The sequence below is a fragment of the Kerstersia similis genome (genome assembly GCF_965139615.1).
GTDB classification, from domain to species: domain Bacteria; phylum Pseudomonadota; class Gammaproteobacteria; order Burkholderiales; family Burkholderiaceae_B; genus Kerstersia; species Kerstersia similis.
The window spans coordinates 34759-47680 of the sequence record NZ_CBCSIQ010000013.1; the positions used below are offsets into that span (position 1 = coordinate 34759).

Consider the following 12922-nt stretch of genomic DNA (forward strand, 5'->3'; position numbering starts at 1 on the left):
GGTGTCGCAACGAGGCAACGCCTGTTGTGGCATATGACGTTGTGCTGGTATCAGGAGGATGCTGGTGTCATGAGACGAGAGCAGATGAATTTTGCTGTTGGTGTGAAGGGACCCTGAGAGTATGGTGATGGTCATTGCCAACAAAGTGCTGTCAGGATTGGTTCCGAGCTACGTATGGCGGCGTTTGGCATCGGACACAAGTCATGGATCTTGTGTTTTTATTGATATTGTTCCCAATAGATAGAGTCTAGGATGAAGAATTTTGCGTTGATTGGTGCGGCTGGGTATATTGCTCCCCGCCATATGAAGGCAGTCAAAGATACGGGAAATGCGTTAGTGGCTGCATTTGATCCTAATGATTCTGTGGGAATTATTGATAGCCATTTTCCAGAGGCGGAATTTTTCACTGAGTTCGAGCGTTTTGATCGTCATGTCGATAAGCTAAGGCGCGCTTCAGATGAGCGTAAGGTTGATTATTTTGCCATTTGCTCACCCAATTATTTGCATGATTCACATATGCGCTTCGCCTTGCGTTCGGGAGCGGATGCGATTTGTGAGAAGCCGCTGGTCTTGAATCCTTGGAACATCGACGGGCTGCTTGATATTGAAAAGGATACGGGGCGTAAGGTTAATACGATTCTGCAATTACGCGTCCATCCAGCTATCGTGGCATTGAAAGAAAAAGTTGCGTCGGCTGCAAAGAATGTAAAGTATGAAGTTGATTTGACCTACATTACATCGCGGGGTCATTGGTATCTGCAGTCTTGGAAGGGTGACATCAAAAAATCTGGTGGCATTGCGACCAATATTGGAGTGCATTTCTTTGATATGTTGCATTTTATTTTTGGTGGGCTGCAGGAAAATATCGTGCATTTGGCAACAGATACCAAGGCCGCAGGCTATCTCGAATATGAAAATGCTCGAGTCCGATGGTTTCTATCAGTAGATTTTGAGGATGTACCGGCGGCACAGCGTGAAGCGGGGCAGCGTACTTTCCGTTCGATCACGGTGGACGGTGAAGAGATCGAGTTTTCAGGTGGATTTACAGATTTGCATACACGTAGTTATGAAGAAATCCTGGCTGGCCGAGGATTCGGGCTGGAAGAAAATAGAGTTGCCATCACGACCGTGGCACAGATTCGTTCGGCTAATCTATCCCCGCTTTCTGGGGATTATCATCCTTTCTTGAAAAAATGACCTATCAAGTTCATGCAAGCGCCATTGTTGATGATGGTGCGCAAATCGGCGATGGCTCTCGAATCTGGCATTTTGTCCATGTGTGTGGCGGTGCCCGTATAGGAAAGGGTGTTTCGTTGGGGCAGAACGTGTTTGTTGGGAATAAGGTGGTTATCGGTGATTCCTGCAAGATTCAGAATAATGTTTCTGTATATGATAACGTGACTCTGGAAGAGGGGGTCTTTTGCGGCCCGAGTATGGTATTTACTAATGTTTATAATCCGCGCTCCTTGGTCGAGCGGAAGAATGAATATCGAGATACCTTGGTGAAGCGGGGCGCGACGTTGGGAGCGAATAGCACTATCGTTTGTGGAGTGACGATTGGCCGATTTGCTTTTATTGGTGCCGGTACAGTTGTTACCAAGGATATTCCTGATTATGCATTGGTGGTCGGTGTTCCCGCACGGCAAATTGGTTGGATGAGTGAGTTCGGCGAGCGTTTGAACTTGCCGCTCCAAGGAGATGCGCAGACGCTTTGTGAACATACTGGTGATAAGTATGTATTGCGCAATAATATTGTCAGCAAGGAAAGAGAGTGATGATTGAGTTTGTCGATCTACAAGCACAGCGTGCGCGGATCAGTAATCAGCTGGACCGGGGGATTCAGCGTGTGCTGGATCACGGGCAGTTCATTCTCGGGCCCGAGGTCGCGCAGCTGGAAGAGAAATTGGCCCAGTTTGTTGGGGCGAAGTACTGCATTACAGTAGCCAATGGAACAGATGCATTGCAAATTGCATTGATGGCGTTGGGGGTCGGCCCGGGAGACGAGGTGATTACCCCGGGCTTTACCTATATCGCAACTGCTGAAACGGTAGCATTGCTAGGTGCGAAGCCAATCTACGTTGATGTGGATCCACGAACCTATAATTTGGATGCATCCACCCTGGAGCAAGCGATCACGCCACGGACCAAGGCAATCATTCCCGTATCTTTGTATGGACAATGTGCGGATTTTGATGCGATCAATGCCGTTGCCGCGCAGCATGGCCTTCCTGTCATCGAGGATGCGGCTCAAAGTCTGGGCGCGACCTACAAAGGACGCCGTTCTGGCAACCTTTCTACGATTGGGTGTACCAGCTTTTTCCCAAGCAAGCCGCTGGGGTGCTACGGTGACGGTGGGGCGCTGTTTACCAGCGACGAGGCGTTGGCAACAATATGTCGCCAGGTTGCGCGTCACGGACAGGATCGACGGTATCACCATATTCGTGTAGGAATAAACAGTAGGCTGGATACCTTGCAGGCAGCAATCCTGCTCGCGAAGCTTGAAGTTTTCGAAGAGGAACTGTCGCTGCGTCAACAGGTTGCGCACAGGTACTTGACGCTGCTAGAGCCAGAGGGAATTGCTGTCCCCTATGTCGAGCCGCACAACATCAGCGCCTGGGCGCAGTTTACGGTTCAAGTGAACGCACGCGATATTGTTCAGTCGAGGCTAAATAAGTCTGGGGTTCCTACTGCCGTACATTACCCTATTCCCTTGAATCGTCAGCCTGCTGTGCGGGACGATGCGGCGGATTTGCCAATTGGTGACACTATCGCTGAACGAGTTCTTAGTCTCCCCATGCATCCATACATGACTGCCTCGGTACAGGAATATATTGTTTCTGCATTGCGTGATGCTGTAGCTTGAACTCCAGGTGTTAGGAGTCGTGAATTCGAAAAAATGGTAGAAAAGATCGAGAAGAGAGATAGGAGTCACGGCTTCCTGAAGAATATTGGCGTCCTCCTGACGGGAACAGGCATCGCACAGATATTGCCAATAGCAATGATGCCTGTACTAACACGCTTTTATAGTCCGGAAGAATTCGGTATTTGGGCCATTTATGTTGCCTTGGTGGCCATAGTTTCGGTCATTGTCGCCGGACGTTACGAATTGGCAGTCATGATGCCGAGGACACGTCGAAAGGCATTGGATGTATTTTTCCTGTCCCTGGTCGTGGTCTTGGGGAGCAGTGTATTGTTGTTGTTAGTGGTAGCGCTTTTCGGGCCCATGGCGTTACGTGGGGTCGGATATGAGGAGTTGGGGCAGGGGTTATATCTTGTACCGCTAGGTGTCGGTTTGGCGGGCGCTTTGCAGGCTTTTACTTATTGGAATAACCGAAATTCAAACTTTACCGTTTCGGCCAGGGCAAAAGTGGTTCAAGCAAGTGGAATGGTGCTTGTACAGCTGGCGTTGGCTGTGGTGTTACCGGGAATTGGGTTGATTGTCGGTATGGTTGCAGGTAGTTTTGCGGCGGTAATGTACTGTGGGTGGCGTTTTTGGAAGGAACGGAATTATCTGTTGCGGTCGTGCAATCGCCGACGTTTGTGCCGCGTTGCTCGAGACTATTCACAGTTTCCCCTCTATTCTTCGATGGGGGCTTTGCTTGACAGCGCGGCGTTGCAAGCACCGGTGCTGTTTATTAGCAGGTTGTTTGATACTGCTGTAGCAGGTGTGTTTGGTTTGACATTCAGAGCGTTGTCCATGCCTTCCTCCTTGATATCAGGCGCCCTATCGCAAGTTTTGTATCAAAAAGTAGTGAAGTTGTGCCATGACGGGGCTGAAGGACTGCATCTCTACATTTTCAGGCTCTTTATTGCATTGTGTGCCTTGGCAGTGCCTGCAGTTGTAATATTGCATTTTTATGGTGAGCCGATTTTTGTATTTGTATTTGGGGAAGCCTGGAGGCAGGCAGGTCAGCTTTCGCAGATTCTAGTATTTGCTGTGGGGATCCGTTTCGCCGTTAGTCCTTTGAGTTCTGTATTACTATTGAAGGGTAATTTACGTCTGGGTTTTGTGTGGCAGGCAATGTACTTTTGCACTTTAATGCTGGTGCTCTGGTTATTTAGGCATTGGGATGTTTATAGGTACTTGGCAGTCTTTGCTGTGCATGAGCTGGTCTTGTATTTATTGTATTTGGTATTCATTTTGGCTGGTGCTAAGCGAATAGCTGCGAAGGAAGTGAGCTAATGTGTGGGATAAGCGGCGGGTTTTGGAATGGTCGTAGCGTTGATGATGGGCGAGAGGCTCGACTGGCACAGTCGTTGGTGGTAATGGCATTGCGAGGCCCGGATGATCGTGGCTTTGAAATGTATGCTGGCGATGGCGGTGAGGTGGGCCTAGGGCATACGCGTCTATCCATCATTGACTTGAGTTCGGCGGGACACCAACCCATGTCGTCCCGTGATGGTCAGTTATCCATGGTATTTAATGGTGAAATATATAATTATAAAGAGTTGCGGGCGGAGTTGGCTGCTCTGGGGTATTTGTTTTGCTCAGATTCGGATACTGAGGTTTTGCTGAACGCCTGGCATGCCTGGGGAAAGGATGTATTGCCTAGGCTGATCGGCATGTTTGCATTCGTGATCTATGATCGCAAGCAACAGCAGATGCACTGTGTGCGGGACGCATTCGGAATTAAGCCATTTTTTTATTCCAAGGGATTGGATGAATTTGTTTTTGCATCCGAAATTGGTGCAATCAAGGCATTAAAAAAGAGTGCGATCGCCTTGAATTGGCAGCGCTCCTATGACTATCTCGTGCATGGGGATTATGATTCAGGAGAGCAGACATTCATTGCAGACGTATTTCATTTGTTACCCGGCCATTGCATGGTTTTGGATACGAAAACCGGGATTCTGGGTACACCGTTACCGTGGTGGCAGCCTGAAACACGGGAGCAAACAAACCTGAGCTTGGAGCAGGCGACCGATGCTGTGCGTGAACTATTCCTGAAAAATGTCCGGCTGCAGCTACGTAGCGATGTTCCTCTTGGTGCTGCATTATCAGGAGGTGTGGACTCGTCCGCTGTGGTCTGTGCCATGCGTCATGTGGAGCCGGATCTGCCAATTAACACGTTCAGCTATATTGCACATGGTGCAGACGTCTCGGAGGAAGTCTGGGTTGATCGCATTAATGGCCAGGTAGGCGCGCGTGGGCATAAAGTTCGTGCGGGGGGAAAGGATCTCGCACAGGATTTGGATGATTTGATACGTGCTCAGGGAGAGCCCTTCGGAAGTACCAGTATCTATGCACAGTACAGAGTTTTCAAACTGGCTAGAGAAAGCGGGGTAACGGTCACGCTGGATGGTCAGGGCGCTGATGAAATGTTGGCGGGATATGACGGTTATCCCGGAGAGCGGATTCGTAGCCTCTTGGAGACCGGGCAGGTCGGAGAAGCGTGGCATTTTCTTAATGCTTGGAGTCAGTGGCCGGGGAGAAGTCGAGCCAAAGGTGGGAAGCTGGCTGTCGCGGAATTTGTCGATGGTTGGTTATATCGCATGTTGCATCAATGGAATGGGACGAATTATGCCCCATCCTGGATTCGCACTGATGTTATGCGTGAGGCTGGCGTAAGCGTGATCAAGCCGGGGCTGCATCAAATCGTATCGGATCGAGGCAGGAGGCTTGCTGGTCGCTTGGCACAAGAACTGACGCAGAGTCGTTTGCCACCTTTACTGCGTCACGGTGATCGTAATTCGATGAGGTTTTCGGTGGAAAGCCGGGTGCCATTTTTAACACTTGAAATGGTCAATTTGCTGCTATCCCTGCCGGAAAGTTGGTTGATCTCGCGTGATGGCGAGACCAAACATATTTTCCGCCGGGCGATGCGCGGTATCGTTCCAGATGAAGTGCTGGATCGCAAGGATAAAATTGGATTTGTCACGCCTGAGCGTATTTGGCTGCTGGAAATTCAGGAGCAGATTCGGGACTGGTTGAAAGAAGATGTGGGTCTGGTATTTTTGAATCAGCAGGCCATGCTTGCCGAATTTGATGCAATAGTTGCTGGAAAGGCTAAGTTCTCTTGGAGAGTCTGGCGCTGGATCAACTTCATCCGTTGGTATCGCTATCTTTTTTTGGATGGGGGCGGGCATGCTTGAAAATGCGTCTGTCTCACAAGTGGGTGATCGAATGAGGTTTGGCCTCATGTTGAACGATGGTCAGCCTCTTGGACACATTGTAATGTTTGGTTTGTTGGCATGTTATATATGGCTGTTTAACTTTGCCTACGATAATTTGATTATCAGATATCGTTTATATTTTTCATTTCAAAAGCAGGTCGGGGATCAGTTGGGGTGGTTCGCTGTTCTTGCTCTTGCTGCCTGTTTTTATCTTATTCTCGTCCGTATTGGCAAATACCGTTGCCTGGATAGCGCCTACAAGGTTTTTTCCTTGTTGTTTATGCTGATTGTTTGTGTGCCTATAACCGTACTCAGCGTTTCGTTGAATATGGACTCCCAGTGGCGAAATATTTTCTACGCGGTGGGCGTCGCGCTGCTGATGGCATTGCTAACCCGGATCAGAGTCCCTGTTTTGCGTGTGCCTGCTATCGAAACGCGTTCGGCGATATTGCTTCCGTTGGGGATGGTGTTGTTTTTTTTGATGTATCTATTGTTTTTTTATCGCGGGAGCTTGGGGTTTGTAGGCCTATTTGATGTATATGCGAAGCGTGCAGAGGCAGAAAGTTTCAGTGGTCCATTGCTGCGCTATTTGACGGGGACGATTAGCGGCTCTGCAGCGCCTTTCTTGATTGCTGTAGGTTTGTGGCGAAAGAATACTGTTTTGTTCTTGGTTGGAGTGTTGGGGTTCGTGCTGATTTATCTAATGGCCGGCCACAAAAGTTCACTAATTGGTATCGCCTTGGTTGTCGCAGTTTTTTTTGCCTTTCGTAAGCCGGTGTCTTTGCTGGGAATGCTGTTGTGTTTGAATGCGCTGGTGGCAGGGGTGTTGTTGATTGATTTTTGGATTTTTGATGCGGCAGTGCTTTCACCGTTTACCATAGATCGCATGTTGATGGCGCCCGCTGTATTAAGTATCTATTATCTGGATTATTTTTCCTGGCATGAGCCATTGCGGCTTGGTTATAGTATTCTTGCCTTTCTCGCGCCTGGTCAGGTGATAGCGCATCCTGCAGAAGTCATCGGTGCTTACTATTTTAAAGGCGATTGGGCAAATGTAAATTTCATTGGCGAGGGATTTGCTAATTTTCGACAGCTGGGTGTGTTGTTGTATCTGGTGCTAACCTGTTTGATCGTAATTTTTTATGATGCGATTGCTGCAAAGATGACTCTTGCCGTTCGTTTGGCAGCATTTCTTCCTGCTATTCTATTTTTGCTTAATGCCAGCCCTTTAACCCTAATACTCTCAGGTGGATTTTTGGTTTTGTCGATTTTTATTGTGCTGACACCAGGTGATGATAAATAGGAATGCTGATGTTGTTGCGGATAGCAACGGCGGATGATTGTTGTGACGTATGATCAGAAAAATTATTCATGTAACAACCGTACATATCCGGTTCGACCCTCGAATTTTTCATAATGAATTCATGTCCGTGGCCAGAGCAGGGCTCTGGGAAACGAAACTGATCGTCGCCGACGGGCAAGGAGATGCGGAGATCCCTGGCGCATGCCTGCGCGATCTTGGGGCGTTACGTCGGGGGGGCAGGTTCGCCCGCTTATGGTTGGGCTTCTGGCGGTTGCTGTTTTTGTTGGGCAAAGAAAAGGACAAGAGGAAGACCATCGTTCACATCCATGACCCTGAGCTGTTGGCTGTAGCTTTCTTTCTCAGGCTTATGGGGTTCCGTATTTTCTATGATGTACACGAAGATTTACCTAGACAGGTGCAATCTAAAGAGTGGATTCCGGGGCCATTGAAACGTTTTGTTGCTGGATTGATAGCCTTGGCTGAGCAATCTTCTCGGGTGTTTGTCTCATGTTATGTCTGTGCGACGCCGCAGATTGCTGCGCGTTTTGCCGGAGCCAGTATTGTGGTGCGAAACTACCCGCCCCGAAGCATGGTCCCTGAGACACCTATTAAGAAAGGTGAAAAAATAGTCTATCTCGGTAACATGTCGGAAGCGCGCGGGGTGATGACGATGCTAGACCTGATGGTGAGCTTGAACGAAAAGGCTGTTGAGCCTGTTGTACTCCGTCTGGGAGGTGCATTTGATTCACCAGAGCTTGAAGCCCGTGTGCGAGCACATCCGGGGTGGCAGTATGTTGACTATGTGGGCTGGGTGCATAGGGATCAGGTTGCAAGTTTTTTCGAGGGTGCTTTTCTTGGTTTGATTCTTATTAAGCCCTATCGTAATTATATGGAGTCTTCTCCTAATAAATTGTTCGAATACCTGGCGTTTGATCTGGAAGTATTAGCGTCGGATTTTCCCGTATGGCGTGCCTTGGTAGAGGGCGGTGAGGGAGTAAGCTACGTTGACCCTGAGGATATTGATGCAATTGCAACAGCCGTACGTCAGGCACAGGCTAGAGCAAAAAAAGGGGAGTCGCCACATTCCGCAGATATTATTCGGACACGTTACAGCTGGGAGGGGCAGTTTGAAAAGCTTCTGGCTCAGTATCAGAAAATAGATGCTTGAATATGCGATAAAAATATCCAGTAGGTTGTTTCACAACCTTTTCTTCAGTCCTTGCTGGGCATATGAAAAAAGGCTGCTGGCAGATTTGAAAAAGCCCAACCCTAGGTGCTGACGGTATAACTGCCAAGTCCAGAGGGCTGATTTCAGCTTGTTTGCTGAAATGCTATCCTCGCGAACGCGGTAACGGGCGAGTACGTCGGGAATGCCTGCGGCTATTCCCGATTTTTTTAACAACTGCAACCACATCAAATAGTCTTCATGACGAACTGGTTGCTGGTATATTTTGCCTAATTTTCTGGTGTCATAGGCACCGGTAAGATTGCCTATCAAATTGCCTTTTATTAGTTCTTTATATGTAATGAAAGGACGAGAAAATACAGTCTTTTCCGGCTGGTTGTTGCCAAAGCGTGTGTAGCTGGAAAATACTACCGCATGACCCGCGTCAAAATAGCGTTTTTGAATAGCCAGCTTTTCCGGTAGCCATAGATCATCGCTATCAAGAAATGCAATGTACTGGCCTTTGGCAATGTCAATGGCTCGATTTCTGGTCTTGGCAACACCGCTGTTATTTGCTTGATGCAAGATATGAATGCGTGGGTCGCGCTCGGAGAATTCAGTGATCACTGCGGCTGTGTCATCTGTTGAGCAATCGTTGATGATTAACAACTCAAAGGCATCATGAGTTTGTTTAAGAACGCTTTCTATAGATTCTTTGATGGTGTCGGCACAATTATAGGCAGGCATAATGATGCTGAAATCGGTGCGTTGCATTGTGCTGGTCCTGTTTTCTTGTATTAGCGGGCGCCAAATCCCGTCAGCATGATTTTGATGGTCAAGATTACGATGATGGCATCCAATGAAATTGAACAGTGTTTGATGTAATAGAAATCGTGTTCAATCTTGACCTGGGTTTCGTCGGTGCTGGCAGTGTAGCCCTGCCGAACTTGAGCCCATCCAGTGATACCGGGTTTGACAATATGCCGATAGTTATAGAACGGAATCTTGCAGTTGTATTCCTGTACGAAAGTCGGTTGCTCCGGACGCGGGCCGATGAGGCTCATGTCACCTTTCAGAATATTTAGGAACTGTGGTAGTTCATCAATGCGAAGCTTCCGAATGACCCGACCTACGCGTGTGATGCGCGGGTCTTCTTCACCGGCAAATTGTTCGGGCGCATGCCGGTCAAATCGCATGCTACGGAATTTGTAGATCGTAAATGGTTTGCCGCCTTGTCCGATGCGCGCTTGGCTATAAATGACGGGGCCAGGGCTTTCCAGGCGGATAAGTACTGCGGTAACCAATCCGATGATCAGGGCAAGAGGGAGAAACAGCAGTACCAGCAAGATATCCATCAGCCATTTGGCGATGGTATAGCCACGGTTTGGTAAAAGTGAGCCGATATTATTTTCTGACATACGGTGAATCTTGACCCTGCCGGTGAGGGCTTCGTATATCTGGCGGGCGTTGTACACGGCAATGTGTTGCAGTGCGCACTGTGTCAAAAAACGCTCGGTTTCAGGGGTGAGATCGCTGAAGTCTGCGACAACGCCGTCATAGCGGCGGTTTCCGAGGTCTAGTACATCCAAGCGGCGGCCGTCGATCGACTCCAGCTCTATGAGTTCTTCCGTATATTTCCCTCCTGGAATGATGGCCAGTTTCAGGCGGGTGTAGCGGCCGGTCAGCACATATTCGATATGCAGCCAGATGAGGGCCATGACTCCGCTGCTGAGCAGAAGGAAGCGTGATACATCAATACGTAGCATGAGTGTGATCACGATGGCCAGGCTGTATATAACGATGATTTGTGGGGCGATGAAGCCCAGCGAACGGCCACCGGGATAGATCCGACGCAGACGGTTGACGGCGAGATTACTCAGTACAAATGCCAGGGTTGTGACTGCGAGAGCAGTTTTTTGGCCTTGGTCTGGGGTGGTGAGGCTTGCAAACGACCAGGAAAATGAAAAAGGCAGCACGATACAGACCAGCCAGCCCAGTAGCAGCGAGAATGGCCTGGAAAGCAAAAATTGCTCGTGTATTCGTCCAAAACGACGGTTGGGCAAGGAATTCATCTAAGGAGAAGATATCTTATTGGGTGTCGCTAGAACCCGGAATATTAAAGGCAAATAATTATATGTGTAATGTGTCGGAGACACTTATTGTCACATATGAAGAAAATTTATATATGGTTGCAAGCGACATCGTCGAGCATTTGTTGTTCGCAATGCTTATTAATCTAAGTAGGAATTATGATTATTCAGGTAATTACCGCTTCCGTGTGCCATACCATTCCAGAATTCCAATGGCAATGCCGCTGCAGCAGATGATACCAATGCCGGCCCAGGACCAGGCATCCGGCATGTGGCGATAGATGATCCAGCCCCAGGCGCAGGCGCCGAGGATGTGGGCATAGTTGAAGGGTGCCAGGACAGAGGCCGGGGCGCTGCGGTAGGCCTGGATTTGCAGCAGGTGTCCCAGTGCGCCAAAAACGCCAGTGGCCAGCAAGGGCAGCCAATAGAACAGCGGGGCGTCCCAGAGGGGCTGCCAGGCGTCCTGGATGAAAAACAGCACCAGGGTCAGGGCAATGGTGCCAAACAGGCCGCTCCAGATGAGGGAAGTCAGTGCATGGTCATTGGCCAGGCGGCGCGTGACGATGAATTGGCCGGCCAGGAAACAGGCCGTCAGAATACCGTAGAGTACGCCGATGGGATCTAGGCCGCTGCCGGGGCGGACGATAAAGAGTACGCCGATGAAGCCTGCCAGCGCGGCGATCCAGCGCGAGCGCTTGGGTGGTTCACGCAGGAGCCAGGGCGCTGCCGCCAGCATGATGAGCGGCGCCAGGAAAATGATTGCAGTCGCTTCAGCCTGGGGCAGATAGCGCAAGGTGGTAAACGCGCATAGGGTGGTCAGCAGCATCAGCAGGCCGCGCAGCAGTTGCGGTATGGGCTGCGAGGAGCGCATGACGCGCAAGCCCTGTTTGGGCATGACGAGCGCCAGCACCAGCACGACATGGATCAGGTAGCGTACCCAGGCAGTCAGCAGCACCGGCATGCCGGCCAGCATCAGCCATTTGCTGCTGGCGTCCAGGGTGCTTAGCGTGGCGGTCGAGGCGATCAGAAGCAGAATGCCGGCAAGGTAGCGGCTGGCAGGCCGATTGCCAGAAGGGGGAAGGGAAGTGGATGTCATAGGAAGGCGGATGTCTTGGTCGTCAAGATACCGTATTCCTGTCAGGCTGGGTATGGCCAGAGAAGCAAGGCGTGCCTGAATGCGCAAGCTGTTGTTCTGAATCCTGTTACAAGATGGCAATTCACGCCAGCTTATCTTCAATAGACAGTACGCAGTGGCTGCCTGAAATTGCTTGAAATTACCTGAAACCTGTTGAACTGAATTTGTCCGAAAGTAAGAACTTTTGTTGTGCGGTGCTTTGCGTTACGTCAAAATCATTGCAGTGCGACATGTTTTTTTAAGGCAACCTTGGTACCATCCAGAATATTCTGAAGTACCCGGATTTCCTGGCTGGCGCGGTATGCGGCAGCTGTCTTAAATATTGCGGCAGGCGCCGCAAGGTTGCTACAAAAACGTAGGGGTTATCTATGACACAAAAAGTTGCATTAGTTACCGGCGGTATGGGCGGCATTGGAACGGCAATTTGCCGCAAATTGGCTGATGCAGGTTTCAAGGTCGTCGCGGGGGCAAGTCTGTCGCGTGATCCCAAGGCTTGGCTGGAAGAGCAAAAAGCGGCTGGCTATGAATTCCATGCCATGTTGAGCGATGTGTCTGATTGGGAGAGCACCAAGGCAGCAGTCGCCAAGGTTGTAGAAACCGTGGGCCCGATCGACGTACTGGTGAATAATGCCGGCATTACCCGTGACGGTGTGTTTCGCAAGATGTCGCTGGAAAACTGGCGTGCAGTGATCGACACCAATCTGAATAGCCTTTTCAATGTCACCAAACAAGTGATTGAAGGCATGGTCGAGCGCCAATGGGGCCGTGTGATCAATATCAGTTCGGTCAATGGTCAGAAAGGGCAGTTTGGCCAGGTGAACTATTCCGCTGCCAAGGCGGGTATTCATGGCTTTACCATGGCATTGGCGCAGGAAGTCGCGGCCAAGGGCGTGACGGTCAACACGGTGTCGCCCGGCTATATCGCCACGGAAATGGTGCGTGCCGTGCCGGAAGAGGCGCTGCAGAAGATTGTCGCCGGTATTCCGGTGCGTCGTCTGGGTGAGCCGGTGGAAATTGCCTCGATCATTGCGTGGTTGGCTTCCGATGAAGCGGGTTTTGCCACGGGCGGAGATTTCTCCGTCAATGGCGGCCTGCACATGATGTAAGGCGAGCCG

Annotated in this window: 11 protein-coding genes; 8 read left to right on the forward strand and 3 right to left on the reverse strand. The window is 49.9% G+C overall.

The annotated features are described in order from the left end of the window. Window positions 1-252 precede the first annotated feature (252 nt). The 7 genes from ACNA1V_RS09625 to ACNA1V_RS09655 are packed head-to-tail and all read left to right on the forward strand — an operon-like array spanning window position 253 to window position 8585. Window positions 253-1197 carry a Gfo/Idh/MocA family protein gene (locus ACNA1V_RS09625; RefSeq protein WP_415833396.1) on the forward strand — a complete coding sequence of 315 codons (945 nt, stop codon included), beginning with the start codon at window positions 253-255 and terminating at the stop codon, window positions 1195-1197. After that, window positions 1194-1775 carry an acyltransferase gene (locus ACNA1V_RS09630; protein ID WP_415833397.1) on the forward strand — a complete coding sequence of 194 codons (582 nt, stop codon included), beginning with the start codon at window positions 1194-1196 and terminating at the stop codon, window positions 1773-1775. Before ACNA1V_RS09625 ends, ACNA1V_RS09630 begins: the two co-directional genes overlap by 4 nt. Beyond that, the gene (locus ACNA1V_RS09635; protein ID WP_415833398.1) at window positions 1775-2863 is read left to right on the forward strand and encodes a DegT/DnrJ/EryC1/StrS family aminotransferase; all 1089 of its coding nucleotides are present in this window, start codon (window positions 1775-1777) and stop codon (window positions 2861-2863) included. Before ACNA1V_RS09630 ends, ACNA1V_RS09635 begins: the two co-directional genes overlap by 1 nt. 33 nt (window positions 2864-2896) lie before the next feature. Further along, window positions 2897-4183: a lipopolysaccharide biosynthesis protein gene (locus ACNA1V_RS09640; protein WP_415833399.1), complete on the forward strand. Its 1287-nt coding sequence runs from the start codon at window positions 2897-2899 to the stop codon at window positions 4181-4183. Beyond that, window positions 4183-6093, forward strand: coding sequence for an asparagine synthase (glutamine-hydrolyzing) (asnB, locus tag ACNA1V_RS09645; RefSeq protein ID WP_415833400.1), 1911 nt, complete (start codon window positions 4183-4185; stop codon window positions 6091-6093). Before ACNA1V_RS09640 ends, asnB begins: the two co-directional genes overlap by 1 nt. A gap of 46 nt (window positions 6094-6139) precedes the next feature. Beyond that, entirely contained in the window at window positions 6140-7417 is a 1278-nt protein-coding gene (locus tag ACNA1V_RS09650) for a hypothetical protein (protein WP_415833401.1), read from the forward strand. Window positions 7418-7466: 49 nt separating this feature from the next. Beyond that, the gene (locus ACNA1V_RS09655; RefSeq protein ID WP_415833403.1) at window positions 7467-8585 is read left to right on the forward strand and encodes a glycosyltransferase; all 1119 of its coding nucleotides are present in this window, start codon (window positions 7467-7469) and stop codon (window positions 8583-8585) included. A gap of 30 nt (window positions 8586-8615) precedes the next feature. Here the strand turns inward: ACNA1V_RS09655 and ACNA1V_RS09660 are convergent, their stop codons facing one another. The 3 genes from ACNA1V_RS09660 to ACNA1V_RS09670 form a co-directional block, all read right to left on the reverse strand. Next, window positions 8616-9356 (reverse strand): glycosyltransferase family 2 protein, encoded by a 741-nt coding sequence (locus ACNA1V_RS09660; protein WP_415833405.1) that lies wholly within the window; start codon window positions 9354-9356, stop codon window positions 8616-8618. A gap of 23 nt (window positions 9357-9379) precedes the next feature. Beyond that, window positions 9380-10654 carry an exopolysaccharide biosynthesis polyprenyl glycosylphosphotransferase gene (locus ACNA1V_RS09665; RefSeq protein WP_415833407.1) on the reverse strand — a complete coding sequence of 425 codons (1275 nt, stop codon included), beginning with the start codon at window positions 10652-10654 and terminating at the stop codon, window positions 9380-9382. Between the two features lie 193 nt (window positions 10655-10847). Then, on the reverse strand, window positions 10848-11768 hold the full coding sequence (locus ACNA1V_RS09670; RefSeq protein WP_415833409.1) for a DMT family transporter: 921 nt from the start codon (window positions 11766-11768) through the stop codon (window positions 10848-10850). Between the two features lie 407 nt (window positions 11769-12175). Here ACNA1V_RS09670 and phbB point away from each other — a divergent pair, with 407 nt between their 5' ends. After that, a complete protein-coding gene (gene phbB / locus ACNA1V_RS09675) occupies window positions 12176-12913 on the forward strand; it encodes a beta-ketoacyl-ACP reductase (protein WP_415833410.1) in 738 nt (245 codons plus the stop codon). Window positions 12914-12922 lie beyond the last annotated feature (9 nt).